The organism is Aerococcus sp. 1KP-2016 (assembly GCF_002252085.1).
Taxonomy (GTDB): Bacteria; Bacillota; Bacilli; order Lactobacillales; family Aerococcaceae; genus Aerococcus.
In genome coordinates, this window is record NZ_NEEY01000004.1 from 45,247 (window position 1) to 64,039 (window position 18,793).

Annotated in this window: 15 protein-coding genes and 1 pseudogene; 13 read left to right on the forward strand and 3 right to left on the reverse strand. The window is 38.7% G+C overall.

Annotated features, from left to right (window positions below):
- Positions 1-26 precede the first annotated feature (26 nt).
- The 3 genes from B9P78_RS01725 to B9P78_RS01735 all read left to right on the forward strand — a co-directional run bounded on the left by B9P78_RS01725 (position 27) and on the right by B9P78_RS01735 (position 2,413).
- A complete protein-coding gene (locus B9P78_RS01725) occupies positions 27-1,232 on the forward strand; it encodes a dicarboxylate/amino acid:cation symporter (RefSeq protein ID WP_094517860.1) in 1,206 nt (401 codons plus the stop codon).
- 185 nt (positions 1,233-1,417) lie between these two features.
- A complete protein-coding gene (locus B9P78_RS01730) occupies positions 1,418-1,882 on the forward strand; it encodes a VOC family protein (RefSeq protein WP_094517861.1) in 465 nt (154 codons plus the stop codon).
- Between the two features lie 12 nt (positions 1,883-1,894).
- Positions 1,895-2,413: an SRPBCC domain-containing protein gene (locus B9P78_RS01735; RefSeq protein ID WP_094517862.1), complete on the forward strand. Its 519-nt coding sequence runs from the start codon at positions 1,895-1,897 to the stop codon at positions 2,411-2,413.
- Between the two features lie 306 nt (positions 2,414-2,719).
- Here the strand turns inward: B9P78_RS01735 and B9P78_RS01740 are convergent, their stop codons facing one another.
- On the reverse strand, positions 2,720-3,406 hold the full coding sequence (locus tag B9P78_RS01740) for a 2,3-diphosphoglycerate-dependent phosphoglycerate mutase (protein WP_094517863.1): 687 nt from the start codon (positions 3,404-3,406) through the stop codon (positions 2,720-2,722).
- Between the two features lie 494 nt (positions 3,407-3,900).
- Positions 3,901-4,670 (reverse strand): annotated as a pseudogene (locus B9P78_RS01745) (glucose 1-dehydrogenase).
- A gap of 272 nt (positions 4,671-4,942) precedes the next feature.
- Here B9P78_RS01745 and B9P78_RS01750 point away from each other — a divergent pair.
- From B9P78_RS01750 to nox, 3 genes are all read left to right on the forward strand, one after another.
- Positions 4,943-5,827: an AI-2E family transporter gene (locus tag B9P78_RS01750; RefSeq protein WP_255377051.1), complete on the forward strand. Its 885-nt coding sequence runs from the start codon at positions 4,943-4,945 to the stop codon at positions 5,825-5,827.
- Positions 5,828-5,844: 17 nt separating this feature from the next.
- On the forward strand, positions 5,845-6,162 hold the full coding sequence (locus B9P78_RS10450) for an AI-2E family transporter (RefSeq protein ID WP_255377052.1): 318 nt from the start codon (positions 5,845-5,847) through the stop codon (positions 6,160-6,162).
- A 417-nt stretch (positions 6,163-6,579) separates the two neighbouring features.
- Entirely contained in the window at positions 6,580-7,917 is a 1,338-nt protein-coding gene (gene nox / locus B9P78_RS01755; protein WP_094517864.1) for a H2O-forming NADH oxidase, read from the forward strand.
- Between the two features lie 63 nt (positions 7,918-7,980).
- Here nox and B9P78_RS01760 read toward each other — a convergent pair whose 3' ends face one another.
- Positions 7,981-8,727 carry an alpha/beta fold hydrolase gene (locus tag B9P78_RS01760; RefSeq protein ID WP_094517865.1) on the reverse strand — a complete coding sequence of 249 codons (747 nt, stop codon included), beginning with the start codon at positions 8,725-8,727 and terminating at the stop codon, positions 7,981-7,983.
- 249 nt (positions 8,728-8,976) lie between these two features.
- Between B9P78_RS01760 and B9P78_RS09845 the strand changes: the two genes are divergently transcribed.
- The 7 genes from B9P78_RS09845 (at position 8,977) to walK (ending at position 18,793) form a co-directional block, all read left to right on the forward strand.
- Entirely contained in the window at positions 8,977-9,810 is an 834-nt protein-coding gene (locus tag B9P78_RS09845) for a glycoside hydrolase family 3 protein (RefSeq protein WP_199445718.1), read from the forward strand.
- 20 nt (positions 9,811-9,830) lie between these two features.
- Positions 9,831-11,072: a glycoside hydrolase family 3 C-terminal domain-containing protein gene (locus B9P78_RS09850; RefSeq protein ID WP_199445719.1), complete on the forward strand. Its 1,242-nt coding sequence runs from the start codon at positions 9,831-9,833 to the stop codon at positions 11,070-11,072.
- A 332-nt stretch (positions 11,073-11,404) separates the two neighbouring features.
- Complete coding sequence (locus B9P78_RS01770; RefSeq protein ID WP_094517866.1) at positions 11,405-11,833, forward strand: pyridoxamine 5'-phosphate oxidase family protein; 429 nt, start codon at positions 11,405-11,407, stop codon at positions 11,831-11,833.
- 39 nt (positions 11,834-11,872) lie between these two features.
- Positions 11,873-12,616 (forward strand): CPBP family intramembrane glutamic endopeptidase, encoded by a 744-nt coding sequence (locus B9P78_RS01775; RefSeq protein ID WP_233487647.1) that lies wholly within the window; start codon positions 11,873-11,875, stop codon positions 12,614-12,616.
- A gap of 356 nt (positions 12,617-12,972) precedes the next feature.
- Positions 12,973-14,406, forward strand: coding sequence for a C40 family peptidase (locus B9P78_RS01780; RefSeq protein ID WP_094517867.1), 1,434 nt, complete (start codon positions 12,973-12,975; stop codon positions 14,404-14,406).
- Between the two features lie 217 nt (positions 14,407-14,623).
- Positions 14,624-15,340, forward strand: coding sequence for a response regulator YycF (gene yycF, locus B9P78_RS01785; RefSeq protein ID WP_094517868.1), 717 nt, complete (start codon positions 14,624-14,626; stop codon positions 15,338-15,340).
- A 9-nt stretch (positions 15,341-15,349) separates the two neighbouring features.
- Positions 15,350-18,793, forward strand: a complete 3,444-nt coding sequence (gene walK / locus B9P78_RS10635; protein WP_369824308.1) for a cell wall metabolism sensor histidine kinase WalK — start codon at positions 15,350-15,352, stop codon at positions 18,791-18,793.

Genomic DNA, 18,793 nt, shown 5'->3' on the forward strand with positions numbered 1-18,793 from the left:
ACAATTTGAAAGGATGTAGTCATCTCATGTCAAAAAAGAAATTCACCATGCCATTAGCACTTAAGTTAGTGGTTGCTATTATTTTAGGTATTATCGTTGGGCAATTTAGTTTTCTGCCTGACTTCGTCTTCGAACTATTCAAGACGCTTTCAGGCATTTTTTCTGAATTCTTAAGCTGGATCATTCCATTAATGATTGTTGGTTTAATTATTCCGGGGATTGCGGAATTAGCGGAAGATGCTGGAAAACTATTAGGTATCACCCTAGGCATTGCCTATGGCTCAACATTGATTGCCGGGACATTCACCTATCTTGTTGCGAGCAATTTATTCCCCATTTTTATTACAACAGATTTAGCTGACAAAATTCAGTCATCTGGAAAAGGGGCAACTGCCTTGTTCTCCATTGGTCTTGAACCCATGTTTTCTGTGACGTCAGGTATCGTATTTGCCTTCATGGTCGGTCTAGGCATCTCGTGGTTGCGGACACAGGGCCGTGGTGAAGGCTTGTTAGCCATTTTCACAGATTTTGGGAAAATTATTGACCTAGCCTTGCAAACAGTTGTTATTCCATTATTGCCAGTCTATATTTTCTTCAACTTCGCGGACATGTCATATTCAGGCTCTGTATTTGCCGTTATGTCAGTCTTCTGGAAGGTCTTAATCACAGCAGTTGTCCTACATACCATCTATATTTCAGCTATGTTCTTATTTGCTGGATCTTATGGCGGGAAAAATGCGATTACCTTGATGAAGAATCAAATCCCAGGATGGTTAACTGCTGCGGGTACGCAATCGTCAGCAGCGACTATTCCAACTAACGTGGAAATTGCCAAGAAGAATGGTGTTTCTGAAGAAATTGCCAACTTTGTTGTACCTTTGTGTGCGACCATTCATTTGGCTGGTTCAATGATTACCATCACTTCAGTTGTAACAGCTATCCTATTGATGTACGGTATGCCAATTTCATTGGGTACGATGATTGCGTTCATCATGGTGTTGGGTATTGCCATGGTGGCAGCGCCAGGTGCACCAGGTGGGGCGATTATGTCAGCCTTGCCATTCTTACCAATGGTTGGTTTAACTGAATCTTTCAACCAACTGGCTATTTCACTGTATATCACGCAAGATTCATTTGGTACAGCAGCTAATGTATCAGGAGATAACGCCATTGCCGTGATGGTGGATACTATCTACCAAAAAGATAAGCAGAAAGAAAAAAACAAAAAATAAACCAAGATACGATGAGCGTGTGAGGCACTGGGTGTTTCGCACGCTTATTATTTTTCAATGATAGAAAATACCTAAATGTCTTTATTCTTATAATGATAAATTTTTGTATAAAAAAGAATTGATAAGTGATAAAATGTAAGGGCATACAATACACCTGTAATCCATTTAATGGAGGAGGATACACGATGAAAAATTTAGCACCTTGTTTATGGTTTAGTGATGGCAATTGTGAAGAAGCCATCCAATATTACGTAGATACTTTTCCTGATTCTCATATCCAGCAAATTGTCCGTTACCCGGATGCCACTCTAGATGAACATTTTGAGGGGATGGAAGGTAAGGTCATTACAGCTGAATTTACCTTAGGTGGCCATCAATACATTGCACTCGATGGCGGACCTGTTTTCCGCTTTAACGAAGCAATTTCCATCACCATTCTTTGCGATGATCAAGCGGAGATTGACTATTTCTGGTACAAGTTAAGTTTCGTACCTGAAGCAGAGCAATGCGGTTGGGCCAAAGATCAATTTGGCTTGTCGTGGCAGATTATTCCAGCTAATATGGGCGCGCTCCAAACAAAGCCAGCCCAAATTCAAGCAATGATGCAGATGAAGAAAATCATCATTCAAGACTTGGTGGATTTAGCATAAGGGGGTGGTTGCATGCCATATGGACAGTTGATAGAACATGATCATCGCTATGCCCTGTATTTTGAACGGAAATTGCGTTTTACACCAAGTTTCGTATTTGATGCTTTGGTGGATCCTAATATTTTCGCTCAATGGTATCCATTTGCAACAGGTGTGATGGACGTGAAGGTTGGCGGTCACATCAAATTTGATGATGGGGAAGGCGCTAAATATCACGGTATGATTACAAAGTTGGATGCACCGCGTGAATTCGAATTTATTGAAGATGCTACGGATGTTATCCACATTAGATTAGAAGCTACAGAAACGGGCACGGGCACACTCTTGAAGTTCTCACATACTTTTGATAGTCCCGATTGGATTGTGCCGACTGCGACAGGCTGGCATAATTGCCTGAATGTATTTCGGGATATTATGAATGGCTATGAAGCAAATTGGCCAATGCCCGATGAGTTGACCGCACTCGCGCATGTCTATGAGGAACGATTCGCATCGAATTATACAAAACAAGCTGGCAGGACAACAGCGTGAAAAAGATTGCGTTTCACTTATTTGATTATATAAATGAAAATGATTTGTTTTCTTGATTTTTTGGATGAAATAAGTGAATTTTCCGCTAAATCGTTCATTTATTTAAGTCGATAAATGAATCATTTTGAGGATTTTCATTTATTTCCATATATAGGTTAATATTCTTAAATATGTTCCATTTATTTTGCGATATAAATGAAACAGGCTTCCATTTTTTCACGTATTATCCTGAATAAATGAATCAGCTAGAAAAAAATTATGGATACAAAATAAGCCAGGGACCTGACGTCTCTGGCTTTTCTTGTGCTATTCAAATGTTTTTTTGACTAAAATTTTCTTATTCGTGATATGTAGATGATCATTCACGTCATATACAATTGGTTCACCTGTAGCAATTTCTAAATCGGGAATAGCCTCATCAGAAATATTTTCTAGGTATTTAGTTAATGATCGCAAACTATTCCCGTGAGCCACGATTAAGACGTTCTTGCCTTCTTTGAGGTCGGCTGCAATATGATCTTCCCAGTAAGGCATGGTACGTATTAGGGTATCTTTTAAACTTTCACCGGCTAACAAATGGTCGATATCCAAATCTTCATATCGACGATCGAAGGTATTACCAGTCGCTTTTGGTGGTCGCACATCATATGAACGACGCCAAATATGGACTTGTTCATCACCATGAATGGCCGCCGTTTCAGCCTTGTCTAGGCCTTGCAAAGCGCCATAGTGTCGTTCATTGAGTCGCCAATGTTTATGGACGGGCAAATACAATTGTTCTAAACTATTCAAGGTGTAATAAGTCGTTTGTATAGCCCGGGTTAATACAGAGGTATGGACGGTATCAAAAAGTATACCCTCCGCTTTAAGCGCCTCACCTGCCGCATGTGCCTCCTTGACACCAAGGGCACTTAATTCGGGATCCAACCAACCAGTAAAGACATTTCGGAGATTTAATTCGCTTTGACCATGTCGTACAAGTACTAATTTCATATGCTGTCACTACTTTCTGCAAGAATGCTTAAGGATGAAGCTGTATTTTATCTGTATCATACCCTTATGAGCTAGGGTATACAAGTAATTCGCCGTGGATACAAATAGGATAGGTATCAAAAGATGGACCGGGGCAGCGTATAAATAATGGCTTTTCCATCTTAAAGTGTAGGATCCTTAAACCTGTGACTTATATGAGCCAAATAAGCCACTTGGTAACTGAGGAAGTGACTTATCTGAGAAAATAAGCCCCTCATTAACTAAAGATGTGACTTATCTGAGAAAATAAGCCCCTCATTAACTAAAGCCGTGACTTATCTGAGAAAACAAGCCCCTCATTAACTAAACCAGTGACTTATATGAGTAGAATAGGTCACAGTCAAAAAGGCATAAAAGTTGAGTTGTGCCGTAACTACTACAATCCATGATTTTTATAACAATCAAAAAAGGAGGGTGGGACTTTAGTTCCAACCTCCTTTTCTAGAAACAGTCAATTATAATAGGCCTGCGGTAAAACCACCGTCAGCAACAATAATCGTGCCGGTCACGAAACTGGCGTCATCAGATGCTAAGAATACAGCAACGGTCGCAATTTCATTTGGCTGACCAATGCGCGGATTCAAGGCGGCTACTTGGCCAATACGACTGTTGCCAAAATCGCTCAAATCCGTCATAGTAGAGGCGATATTCGTTGCTACACCACCTGGGGCAATACCGTTTACGCGGATACCTTTGTTGACATACATGAAGGCAGTGGACTTAGTCATCGCAGTGACTGCATGTTTAGAAGCAGTATAAGTTGTACCCGCTACGCCTGTGAGTAACCCACCTATTGACGTCACATTGATAATATTACCTGGTTTATCTTCAGCCAGCCAGTAATCAACGACTGCGCGCATACCATACATGACGCTGTATACGTTAACGGCAAAGATGTGTTCAAATTTTTCAGTTTGAATCTCAGCAACAGGTTCATTATGGTCCATAATCCCTGCGTTATTCACCAAAATGTCGATAGTGCCATAAGTGTTTATCGCGTAATGAACTAAGGCTAGCATTTTTGCGTTGACCGCTACATCTACCTCAAAGGCAGTAGCAATACCCCCATTAGTTTCTATTGCTTGCACGACTGCTTGGGCACCCGCAAGGTTATATCTGCGACCACAACCTTGGCACCTTCCTTGGCATATAGTTCAGCAATACCTTTGCCGATACCGGATGCACCACCTGTTACAATAGCTACTTTGTTGGCTAATTTTCCCATGATAATTCTCCTTTATCTATCTTTTCCAATTGTAATAGTGAAGTTGATCAGTAGTAAAAATAGACGTGCATCCATAAATAGCAAAAATATTCTTGTTGCCTATATTGTACAATCAATCACAAATAATTGCGAAGATATCGATGTAAACGGATATATTATTTTAATCAAGTATAAAACCATTTTTACGCTTGCATAAATCCTTATCATACAAGCTTTTAAAAAAGCTTATGTTAAAATAGATAAATAATAGAAGAAAGAAAAGGTGACACAGAATGAAAAAATGGACAGGTCCTACAAAACAAGGGCTACAGTGGCTCGCACTCATCGCAGTCTTCATTTTAGCAATAATTTATTGGTCGAGTATCGTTGGTGCAGTGGGCATCTTATGGTCAGTTCTCTTCCCCATCATTTTAGGGGGCATGATTGCCTTTGTATTAAATATTCCCATGCGTTGGTTTGAGAAACATCTCTTTCCTAAGTCGGATAATAAATATTTGAAGGCATCTAGACGACCGTTAGCAATTATCCTCGCTTTATTAGTAATCATTTTGGCTATCACAGCAGTTGTGATTATTGTGATTCCGCAACTAGCATCAGCCGTGATGACACTGGTCGAAGTTGTGCCAACTTTAGTAGAAAACATTCAGAATTGGTTTAATCAGCAAGAGGCATTGGTCCCAATGTTAAACCAATTAACTGACCAAATGAAGGTCAATTGGTCTAGTGTTGTGTCAAGTGTAGCTTCAGGTGTGAATTCAATTGCTTCTGGTGTAGCAGCTACTTCAATTGCAGTGTTGACAACCTCTGTTTCTGCCGTAACCAATATTTTCTTAGCCTTAATGTTTGCCATTTACATTTTGGCTTCTAAAGAAAAATTAGGTAAACAAATCACTCGCTCTATGGCTGTGTATTTACCCAATGATATTGAGAACTTGTTATTGAACGTTTTAGCCGTTGCAAATGAAACATTCTCTAAATTTATTTCGGGTATGGTTACGGAAGCGGTAATTCTAGGTGTTTTAGTAACAGCAGGCTTATTGATTTTACAAATTCCTTATGCCGCAATGCTAGGGGTATTGCAAGGTGTCCTTGCTTTGATTCCTATTTTAGGTGCCTTCATGGCCGGTGCAATTGGCGTCGTCATCCTATTAGCCTAAACCCAACCTATGCATTTGTGTATATCATTTTCGTTTTAATCATTCAACAAGTAGAAGGCGATCTCATCTATCCACGTGTGGTGGGAGATTCTATTGGATTACCAAGTATGTGGGTACTTTTCGCTGTAACGGTTGGCGCAGGACTTATGGGTATTCCAGGAATGTTGCTAGGGGTACCATTCCTTGCTTCAATTTATAAGATTCTAAAATTAGACGTACGTTACAGAGAAACGCTAAAAGCCAATTCTGCCAATCAAGAAGATACTGATCATGTGAAGTTTTTGGATAGTTTACGTCATCACTTACTCACGAATGATGAAATTGATCGCTTGTAATTTTAGTTGAAGAAATATCACTTATAGATTTTTTTTTATGTAAAAAAACTGAAAAATACCATGTATAGCAGGGTTTTGTATAATGCGAAACATCAAGCTATGCTCGGTGTTTTTTATTTTATAACATCAATAAAGCCAATAAAAATACAATATCGGTACAAAACTAGTTGAATTTGTGAAAAATGAATTTGTTTGACTTTGGTTATTTTTTGAAAAAAAGACAAAAAATGCAATGAAAGTAGCGCTTACATATAAGTTTAACAACTATTTCACAAACTTAGTCGAAAATTTGCGAATTTTTGACTTTGTGCAAGCGCTAAATTGGTACAAGAATGTTTTGTAATCATGAAAAAGGCGTGTTATTCTTTGCTTGTAAATAAATGAGCAATTGGCAAGTATGCCGAGGAGGATAAACATATGAAAGTCGTTGTAGTCGGAACTAACCATGCAGGTATCTCAGCAGCTAATACTATTTTAGAATCAGGTCAAGATGTTGAAGTAACATTATTAGACCGTAACTCTAATCTATCTTACCTAGGTTGTGGTACAGCTTTATGGGTTGGTCGTCAAATCGATAGCTATGAAGGATTATTCTATACTAACGCTGCAGAATTTGAAGCGAAGGGTGCAAAAATCTCTCTAGAAACTGAAGTAAAAGAAATCGACTTCGAAAATAAAGTTGTTTATGCTGAAACAAAATCAGGTGAAAAATTAGAAGAAAGCTATGACAAATTAGTCTTAGCAACAGGATCTCTTCCAATCGCACCTAAATTACCAGGTAACGATTTAGAAGGCTTACACTTCTTGAAATTATTCCAAGAAGGCCAACAAGTTGATAAAGCTTTAGCAGCTGAAGACGCAAACATTGTATGTGTTATTGGTGCTGGTTATATTGGTGTTGAAATTGCTGAAGCGGCAGCCCTTCGTGGTAAAGAAGTACATATCTTTGATGCTGAAGAACATTCATTAATGAACTACTATGATGTAGAATTCGCTGAAATCATGGACAAAAACTTAACTGACAATGGTATCCACACACACTTCGGTGAATTAGCAGAAGCATACTTAGGTGAAAACGGTAAAGTAACTGGCTTGAAGACAACTAAAGGCGAATACAAAGCTGACGTTATCATCAATGCAATTGGTTTCCGTGCAAATGCTGCATTAGGCGAAGGTCATTTAGAAAAATTTGTAAATGGTGCTTACTTAGTAGACCGTACATTCAAAACAAGCGATGACTCTGTATATGCTGTTGGTGACTGTGCAACAAACTACTCTAACGCTGCGAACGACACTACTTACATCGCATTAGCTTCAAACGCTGTTCGCTCAGGTATTGTTGCTGCTACAAATATCTTAGGTACACATCTTGAAGGTGCTGGTGTTCAAGGATCAAACGGTATCGCAATCTTTGATAAAAAATTAGTATCAACTGGTTTCTCTGTTCGTGCCGCTGAAAAAAATGGCTTGAAAGTGAAATACACAGATATCGAAGATACACAATTACCAGACTTCATGCCAGCAGACGAAAATGCAGACGTGAAATTACGTATTGTATATGAAGAAGAATCTCGTCGTATCGTTGGTGCGCAAATGGCATCAGATTACGATATGTCAATGGGCATTCATATGTTCTCATTAGCAATCCAAGAACAACTAACAATCGATAAATTAGCATTGTTAGACATCTTCTTCTTGCCTCACTTCAACAAACCATACAACTACATCACTGTTGCAGCTTTAAATGCTGAATAAGTAATGTAAAAGACATACTCTCTAAAAAGACCACCAAGCGATTAGGCTAGGTGGTCTTTTTGTTTATAACAAATATTTTACAAAGAAAGCGGTCATCATATCCATGGTCTCTGTTTTGACTAAATGGTCCTCATCTTCATGGACGAAGTGAATATTATCCATGTCCTTATGTGCTTCGACAAATTGTAAGGTTTGGTCATAAGGTACGCGCCAGTCTCTTTCCCCATGCCAGATAAAGAATGGTCGCCCATTTAAAGTATCCATATGCGTGGACAAATCATAGCGATCAACCCATGCTGTTAAGTCAACGAGATCTTCCGGCACGAAACGAGTGGTCATGGTCTTACTATGTTGGATTAAGCGGTCGCGATATTGGATTGGTGTTGGTGAACCCATCATACATGAGGCAACTTTAATTTCAGGATGGTGGGTCAAAAGGGCACTAGATGTAAGACCACCCATTGAAGTACCACCAACACCTATTTTGTCATCTAAAATGACGTTCAATTTGCGAAAATGACTAATGATGGCACCAAATTCAAACAAGTTACTCTGGATACTTTGCCAAAAAGTTAATGAAGGAATAGCTGAGACATTTTGTTTGCGTGCGCCATGGTTCATGGCATCAGGTAATAGGACGCGAAAACCAGCCTGAGCTAGTTTACGACCTTGGGTTAAATTTAACTCCTTGCTCGACTGCCAACCATGGTAATAGACAATCAGGGGTAGTGGGCTATTTTTATCATCACTGGGTACCACTTCTAATAAGGGAATCTCTCCTATATGACGTCTGCGTATGGTTATTTTCACGTTATCTCCCTCTTTACTTTGATTTCATCATGCCCAGCATATAGGCTAGTAATTGAAAAAGCAAATGAAAACAATTTGACCAAATGCAAAGAAAAATAAACAAGGTTTTTATATTACAAATATTGCAAATATTGCTATTTTGCTTATGCGAATGGTGGTCAAATAATACAAGTTGGTGTAGGATGGTGGAGTAAAAAATTGTTTTCATAAAAATAAAACCGCATACTAAGTTAATGTTGGAGGGTCAAAATGGATACAAATACAAAAGAATTCCCTTGGATGGATACAAGTTTATCACCTAAGGAACGTGCAAGCTTACTTGTTGCAAATATGGATTTAGATCAAAAAATCAATCAATTACATGGTGCCAAAGCTACCATCGATATCTATGCAACAATGGATGGTATCGAAGATGACGAAGGTATGGAAAAATTGTCGGAACAAATCCAAGTAGAACGTCACTTGGATGCTATTGATGCGTTAGGCATCCCGCGCTACCGTATTACTAATGGACCGGTAGGTGTTGGAATGGGTGATGGTATGCCTAGTCCTAAAGCGATAGCTTTACCTATGACGATTGGGGTTGCTGCTTCTTTTGACCCAAATCTAGCATATACTTATGGGGATATTATCGGTGAGGAAACCTTTACTTTAGGCCAACATGTCCTTGAGGGACCAGCAGTTTGTCTACATCGTTTACCAATTTCAGGACGTAACTTTGAATACTTTTCAGAAGATCCATACCTATCAGGTGTGATGGGTGTAGAAATTACGAAAGCAATTCAAAGTCATGATGTCATTGCGATGGGGAAACACTTTGCTGTAAATGACCAAGAAGATGAACGTTTCCGCTATTCTGTAGAAATTGACGAAAATGTTTTGCGTGAATTGTACTTACTACCTTTTGAAATGTTAGTCAAAGATGGTGAAGTTGCTGCCATCATGTCTGCTTATAATCGGGTTCGTGGTACTTACGCAACAGAAAATCGTTACTTATTAAATGACATTTTACGTAAAGAATGGGGCTTTGATGGCTATGTGCAAAGTAATTTTGGTCAGCACGTTCAGCTGCAGGATCATTGAACGCAGGGATGGACCATGAAATGCCAAATGCGAAATGGCTCAATGAAACCAATATTAAAGTTGCATTAGCTGATCAATCTTTGGCAGAGGCGACGATTGACCGTGCTTTGATTCGTCGATTGACACAAATGTTTAAATTTAATGTGTTTGGTCGTGAATATAATCCTGGTGCCATTGATGCCAAAGCCAATGGTGCACGTGCACGTCGTATTGGTGAAGAATCGGCTGTTTTATTGAAGAATGATAAAGGCTTATTACCTTTAAATCCAACAGCACATGACAAGGTATTGATTGTCGGACTTGCGAAATTTGCTCAATTTGCAACCCAAGGTGGTGGTGGTTCTTCGAAAGTAAATCCATTGTATACAGTAGCGCCAGCTGAAGGGATGACAGATGTTCTAGCTGATGTAGGTTCTTCAACAACAGTTGATTTATTTGTAGTAGCGGACGATTTAAGTAATTTAAATGAAGCAAAAGATGCGGTTGCTGCAGCAGATGCAGTCGTGATTATGGCAGGTTTAGTGGCTACTGAGGGTGCGGATATGAAGACCCCACATCAACCCAAAGATCAAGATACTATGGTTGATGCATTGTTAGGTATAAACGACCATACTGTGGTTGTCTTAAAAGACTCTACACCAGTGGTCTTGCCATGGATTGACCAAGCGGATGCTGTCTTAGAATTCTGGAACCAAGGTGTTGAAGACGGACATGTAGTAGCTGACCTCGTATTCGGACGAGTAAACCCATCAGGGAAAGTACCAACAACGTATCCAGCTCGTGATGAAGATATGATTTCATACGGTCACGAAGAACGTTACCCAGGTGTCAACGAAGGAGAAGGGTTCCCAACAATCCATTACTCTGAAGGTTTAGAAATGGGCTATCGTTGGTACCAAGGTCAAGGTGTAAAACCTGGTTTTGCCTTTGGTCACGGTTTATCTTATACGACATTCGATATCTCAAATGTCGCTGTTGATCAAGCAAGTTCTGATGGACATGCCCCAATCAATATTTCAGCAACTGTAACCAATACCGGTGACCGAGAAGGTGCAGAAGTTGTCCAAGTCTATGTAGGCATTCCAGTTGATGGCCAACCACCGATGCGTTTAGTTGGCTTCCAAAAAGTAAACTTACAAGCTGGTGAGCATCAAGACGTTGTGATTACCATCGATCCTTTCGCAACAAATCATCCATTAAGTGTTTGGGATGACGCGGCGCATGATTTTGTGGTTGAAGCAGGAGACTACCAATCTACGTAGGAAATGCCAGTGACAACATCGTTACTAGCTTAACGCATACTATTCAATAATTTGGATGTTCAAAGGATGAGAGAAAAGGCGTTTAGCGTTCAACCAGCGGAAAATTGGTGGGCAAAGGGTTGCTTTTCGAACGTAGCTTCATGTTCTAACGTGGCTAAAGTTGTGCATTTCTTATCAAAACAATTTTTAGGAAAGTAACTATATAAATATTGATACCTCATGCGAGAGGGGGCTTTGTTCAGCCCTCTTTTTGATTTTCTTTAGGTTATCGGTACTTCTTTTGCTTTATTTATTTTATAATAGAAGAAAGATGATTTTTAGGAGATGATTTGATGGAATTACAAGATTATATGGATGTATTAGCAAAGATAGGGGCGGCTGTGTTTGCGACTGTAGATGCGGATGGGAAACCACGCACGCGATATGCCAACGTAGGTGTTGCGAATGAGAATGGCATTTTTTTCATGACTAAGGAAAGTAATGATTTCTATAAGCAATTGATGGCAAATGAACATGTTTCAATTTCAGGTTTGTTGAATGATGAAGATGGTATTCAAGCAATTACGGTGGATGGCAAGGTGCGCGCGGTGGATCAAGCCTATTTAGAAGCGATTTTGAAGGATAATCCTTATGTAAAAGATGTGTATCCGGATGAAGAAAGTCGTAAGGATGTTGTGGCTCTACAAGTGTATGAAGGCCATGGTTCTTATATGAATTTGAAGGCACATAGCAAAGGGACGTTTGATTTTTCAGCTGAGTAAAAAGTAAAATTTGGTGGCGGATATGGGCAAACGGATGAGGTGATTGGACGTGGGGATCAGAAAAATCGATCGCGATTGTATCCAGATGATGAAGCATTTGGTTTTAAGCAATTTTTCGTAGGGGCTTTACTTGTCATCTTTTGGACGATTGCCTACATGTTTATTGTGGCAGTTCCGCAAGTGTATACTATGTATGGAAACACGCTAGATGGTAATATGTTGGTCTTGCTCGGTATTTTGAGCTTGCTTTTCATGTTTGTGATGACTGTTTGGTTCTATCGAAGTTACCAAAAGAAGCATCCACAGAATTTCCAATCGCTCACGAAGAAAGATTTGCTTCATGTTGCAGGTTTATATTTGGGTATCTTGATTTTTAAAGTTGTCATGAGTCAACTCATGGCTTGGGTTTATGGTACTGAGACGACAGTTAATGATGAAATGATTTTTGGAATGTTGGGCGATAACCCACACATACTCTTATCACTAAATCTAGGACTAAGTGTCATTACCTTGGCTCCAGTCATGGAAGAAATTATTTTCCGTGGCATGATCGGCAAAGGGATGTTCCAAGAAAAGTATTTTTGGCCTGCCATTATCTTAAGTTCGCTCTTCTTTTCTAGTTTGCATTTATCAGGCAACGTGATTTCTTTTCTATTATATGCTGGAATCGGTTCAGCTTGTTTTATGGCTTACTGGAAGCATAAAAATTTGAAGGCTGCAATCCTCCTTCATTTTTTAAATAATTTACCTGGTGCATTACTTTTAATCTTTGGCTTGTATTAAAAGTGTACAATTTAGACATTTACCTAGCTATTTGAAAAATAGCTAGGTTTTTTTACGCCACTTTTCGATATTGTTACAGAATTATTACGATATATTTGCATTTTATAATCATTTTTCAAATTCTAATCCTTTCTTAAACTAAACTTAAAACATTGATGAAGCACGTTTTCTTTATGGTTTCTTAAAACTTTAATCGCAAGGCTTTCAAATTAATTGCTATTTTTGGCGAACTTATTTAGAAAAAGAAGCGAAAAGTGTAAGAAAGAGTAAATAATTTGTAACCTGATTGTTACGGAAATCACGACCTCGCATGTATATAATAGCAATGTAAACAATTTTCAGGGGGTAGAAAATTTATGAAGTATTCAGTTAAGAAAATGGTTGGAACATCTCTAGCCACGTCCGCTGCATTAGCAGCCTTTGCAACAACAAATGTTTCAGCCGATGAGTTATATACAATTTCATCAGGCGACACGCTATCATCAATTTCACGCAAATTTGATTTACCAATTGCGGATATTGCAGAAGCAAACGCAATCAGCAATATCGATTTGATCATTGCTGGTGAACGTTTAAATATTCCTACATTAGAAACACCAGTTGTAGCGAAAACTAAACGCGTTGCAGATGCTGCTAATGTTTACTCAGTAGTAGCGGGCGATACATTAAATAAAATTGCTGCTGATTTTAACACAACAGCACAAACTTTACGTGACTTAAATGGCATCACTGGTGACTTAATTTTAGTTGGGCAACAACTTAAAGTTGCAGGTGAAGTTGCTCAAACAGCTCCAGTAGCTGACACAACTACAGATACAACAACTGATTTAGAAACACCAGTAGTATCTGCACCAGTTGCAGCAGCACCAGTAAACAACTATGTAGCTGATGAAAATGGTAACTACACAGTTGTTGCAGGCGACTCTATCAACAAAATTTCAGCATCATTTGGCGTTTCAGCAGCGGAATTACGTTCTGCTAACGGCTTATCAGGTGATTTAATTATCGTTGGTCAATCTTTAGCTATTCCTGGCTTAGCAGTTGTTGCTGAAATACCTGCAGCTGAAGTGGTAGCAGAAACGCCAGCAGTTGAAGAAACTGTAGTAGAAGCACCAGCTGTAGTAGAAACAACAGTTGTTGAAGAAACTGTAGTAGAGACACCAGCTGTTGAAGAAGTAGTAGTAGAAACACCAGTTGTTGAAGAAACTGTAGTAGAAACACCAGCTGTTGAAGAAGTAGTAGCAGAAACGCCAGTAGTTGTTGACTACAATGTTGAAGATGACGCGGCAGCAGAAGAAGCAGCGGCTCAAGCGGCTGCAGAAGAAGCAGCGGCTCAAGCGGCAGCAGAAGAAGCAGCGGCTCAAGCGGCAGCAGAAGAAGCAGCGGCTCAAGCGGCAGCGAAAGAAGCAGCAGCTCAAGCTGGTAACGTAACAGCATTATTAAACAATGCTTATGCACAAGTTGGCGTTCCTTACTTATGGGGTGGTAAAACACCTGCAGGATTTGACTGTTCAGGTTTTGTATACTATGTATACCAACAAACATACGGTGTTAACGTTGGTGGATCAACAGCATCACAACAATATGCTGGTCCTAAGATTTCAGTATCTAGCGCACAACCAGGCGACTTAATCTTCTGGGGTTCTTATGGATCTCCATACCACGTAGCAATTTCATTAGGTAATGGTCAATACATCCATTCTCAACGTCCTGGTGAAACTGTTCACTCAGAATCACTTAACCCATACTGGGCACCATCATTTGCTGTAAGCATGGCTGCTTACAACTAAGCTCAATTTAAATATTAAAATTAAAAAAGATCGAGATTCTTACCCTCCTCGATCTTTTTTTTTGTAAGTAAAAATGGTGTTTTTGTTTTGTAAAAAAACACTATGAAAGCCCTTAAAGTAGCTAGATTGGCAATTATAAATAAAGGTGTTAAAATAAAGCGATAAGTCAATGTTACATTTCCAAGATCAGATTTTTTAAAATCAAGGAGTATAAATAATGAAAAAAATATTAATAGTGGACGATGAGAAACCAATCTCAGATATTATATCGTTTAACTTAAAAAATGAAGGCTATGAAATCGATACAGCCTACGATGGGGAACAAGCATTAGAAAAATTTGAATCATTTGAACCGGATTTGGTTGTATTAGATTTAATGTTACCAAAAATTGATGGACTAGAAGTTTGCCGTCAAATTCGTAAAGAAAGCCAAGTACCTATTATTATGCTGACAGCAAAAGATAGTGAAATTGATAAAGTACTTGGTTTAGAAATGGGTGCGGATGATTATGTGACAAAACCTTTTTCAAACCGTGAGTTAACAGCCCGAGTAAAAGCAAATATTCGTCGTAACAATGTAGTTATTGAACAGGTTGCGCCTGAAGAAGAGGCTGCTAATGAGAATATAATTGAAATTGGGGACTTAATTATTCATGAAGATGAATATATTGCGTCTAAAAACGGTGTGGATGTTGAATTAACCCACCGTGAATTTGAGTTGCTTCATTATTTGTCACAACATATTAACCAAGTAATGACAAGAGAGCACTTGCTACAAACTGTATGGGGTTATGACTATTTTGGTGATGTGCGTACAGTAGATGTAACCGTGCGTCGTTTACGTGAAAAAATTGAAGAAAACCCGAGCCATCCTAAAATTTTGATTACACGTAGAGGTGTTGGTTATTTCTTGAAGATTCCTACACAAGAATAGAGGCAGGGTATGGCGAAATCTAAGAAAAAATCGGGCATCCCTTTTTTCAAATCTATTTATTTTAAAATACCTATCATATTCATATTAACCTTACTGATCTCGTTGCAAATTGTGGGGGCGTATTTTATACGTTCACTTGAAACAGAGATGCTTACTTCTTTTGATGAGCAGGTTACGAGTCAAACAACATTCCTAATTGCTAATATTCAGACAGTGATGGAAGATGAAGATTTAAGTGAAGAGGATAAAGAGACACAAATTGATGCTATTTTGCGTCGTTTTAATGATGATGGTGTATTAGAAATTCAATTATTTGATAGCAATGGTTTCCTCTTGGCCACATCTAATCCAACTTCACAGTCGTTTATTGGCCAAAGAACCGTGGATGCAACGATTGAGGAGACTTTATACACGGGTATTCGAAGCGAAACTACAGGTTATGATGCAACACAAGAAATTAGGGTGAAGAAATTCGTCACCCCTATTTTTTCAACGGCATCTTCTGGCGCTATGATTGGTATTTTAAATGTATCTACTAATTTAGAAACCATTTACAACCAGGTGCAAAATATCGTATCACTATTTCTAATTGCTTCAGGTATTTCACTTGTATTTACTACTGGATTAGCGGTGTTAATTTCAAGACAAATTATTAATCCCTTACAAAAGATGCGCGATCAAACCAAGCAAATTGCGGAAGGGAATTATTCAACTACCTTGGATATCAATAGTGAGGATGAGATGGGCCAACTTGCGGAGTCTATCAATTACTTGTCTGTGAGGGTTGGAGATGCGCAAGATTTAACCGAGGCAGAACGGCAAAGATTGGATTCTGTGCTACGTCATATGACAGATGGGGTTATTGCGACCGACAGACGTGGAAAAATCACGATTATTAATGATCGTTCGTTGAATATCCTTAATAAAACGCAAGAAGAAGTCATTGGAGAGTCCATTATTGAAGTCCTTGATTTATCCGATCGCTTCTCATTTAGAGAATTATTTGATCAACATGAATCAATCTTATTAAATTATGGCACTGCTGAAGAGGAGACCATTATTCGTGCAGAATACTCGGTTATTCAACGGGAATCTGGCTTTATTTCTGGTTTAGTTTGGGTTTTGACTGATATTACAGAACACGAAAAAATTGAACGAGACCGTAAACAATTTGTGTCGAATATTTCACATGAATTACGTACACCATTAACAAGCGTACGCTCATATTCTGAAGCTTTGGTCGATGGCGCAATCAAGGATGAGGCTGTAGCCGTTGAGTTCTTGAATGTTATTCAGACGGAAACAGATCGTATGATTCGAATGATTTCAGATTTACTTCACCTATCACGGATGGATGCTAAGCAACAGGTGTTAAATCGTGAATTGGTGATTTTCAAAGATCTTGTGAATCATGTGTTAGATCGTTTTGAAATGATGTTACAATCGGAAGATTATGAAGGTAAAAATTATATTATCAAACGTGAATTAATGGAAGAAGAAGTCTGGGTTGAAATTGATCAAGATAAGTTAATTCAAGTAATCGATAATATCATGAACAATGCGATTAAATATTCACCTGATGGCGGGATTATTTATGTTCGATTGATGTCCACACATAACCAACTTGTACTAAGTATCCAAGACCAAGGTTTAGGTATACCTCAAGATTCAATTCCACATTTATTTGATCGTTTCTACCGAGTGGATAAGGCTAGATCACGGGCCCAAGGTGGTTCTGGTTTAGGTCTATCTATCGCTAAAGAAGAAATCGAACTACATAATGGTAAAATTTGGGTCAACTCTATCGAAAATAAAGGGACAACTTTCTTTATTTCCCTACCATTTGAAGAATTCGATAGCGATGAGTGGGCTGGAGAGGATGAGTGGCTGATGAAGAAGAAGAATAGATGGCAATGGATTATTCATGCTTTACTAGCGCTCTTAGCAATTATTAGTCTGGTGGCCTCTATTAGTAATCTATATGGGCCTAAACTCATCAATAGTTGGATTAGTCAAGTAACGGAAGATAGTACCAGTGATACAAATACTGGCATGAATAACATGGCTATTTCTAATAATACTAGTGATGACGAAGGTAACGAATTAACCAATGCCATTGCTGCACAGAAATTAATTGTCCATAGTGAAACGGATGGTTATGAAGCCATATACGATTTTGGTACCATCAAAGAATTTAAAACGATAGTATCTAATTTTGAATATGAATCTGCTTATGAAGAAGACTCTGCTTACAATATCCGTAATTTCGCAGCTTCTCAGGGATTTATTGAAGGTAAGTTAACCAATGAAACACCGGCAAATTTATTCTTAGCGGATGCTTTGCAATTACCGGTTGATTTACAAGAAATGGCAATTTCCAGTTACATATATATACTTGGAACGAATCAAGTATATTTAGTGAATGATGCGGAAAACGTTGCGTATGGTCTAACGGTAACGAACGAAATAGCTGAAATAGAAGAAATGACAAATAACTTTCTCGCTGAACATGATCATGCCTTGACACCAGTTGTGCCAGTAAGCTTGGCTGATAGTTTGACCTATGTTTCAACTGAAGAAAATCACTTAAATAAGTTAACCTATTTACAAGAACGTCAACCAAATACCTACTTTTTAAATCATTTCTTTGAAACACCCGAAGATATTCATGACTATTCTTTAAACTCAATTGCTCGTTATTATACTGAGGGACGACAATTGACGATTAACATGGAAACATTTGAGGTAACGCTACTTCAAAATGTGAGTGAAGAAGTTGCAAGCAGTCTTAACGCACAAGTAATGGCGACCAATAGTGCAATTGCAGATATTATACCTGATCAAGATTCTTGGTTATATGCCGAATACGATGGAAGTAATGGAGATATCATTAACTATCGTAAATATGTGAATTCACAACCTGTGTTTGGTAATAATTATGTTGCTAAGACACAATTTGTGATGAATGGGGACCAAATTAAAAATATTTATCTGTCTTCACTAACGATTCAAACACAAGTTTCAGATCTTTCAGAAGCTTATACCATAATGAGTGGTGTGGATGCGTTAAATTTATTAAATAATGCAGGCTACGCGAATCAAGACATTTCCGAGTTGGTACTAGGCTACCGTTGGGTGCAAAATCCGGAAACGTCACGTCTAGTGGAATTGGTACCTTCGTGGCATGTGCAAATGGGCGATGAATGGTATATTTTGGAAAATCTTGTGGATATGACCAAATATCCTTCACTTGCGACCAGTTATACAGAAACTGGCGAACCAGTTGACTTATCCGTTTACTTTAGCGATTTAAGTGATCCGGTTAGTGAAGAAGCGGTGAAAACACCAGTTGAGGAAGATCTGTCCGCAACACTTACGGCTGAGGAACTATCCGCATCATCTGAGTCAGTTGTAGATGAAGAAGTGAGTGCAAATATTGAGGGGGCAAATTAG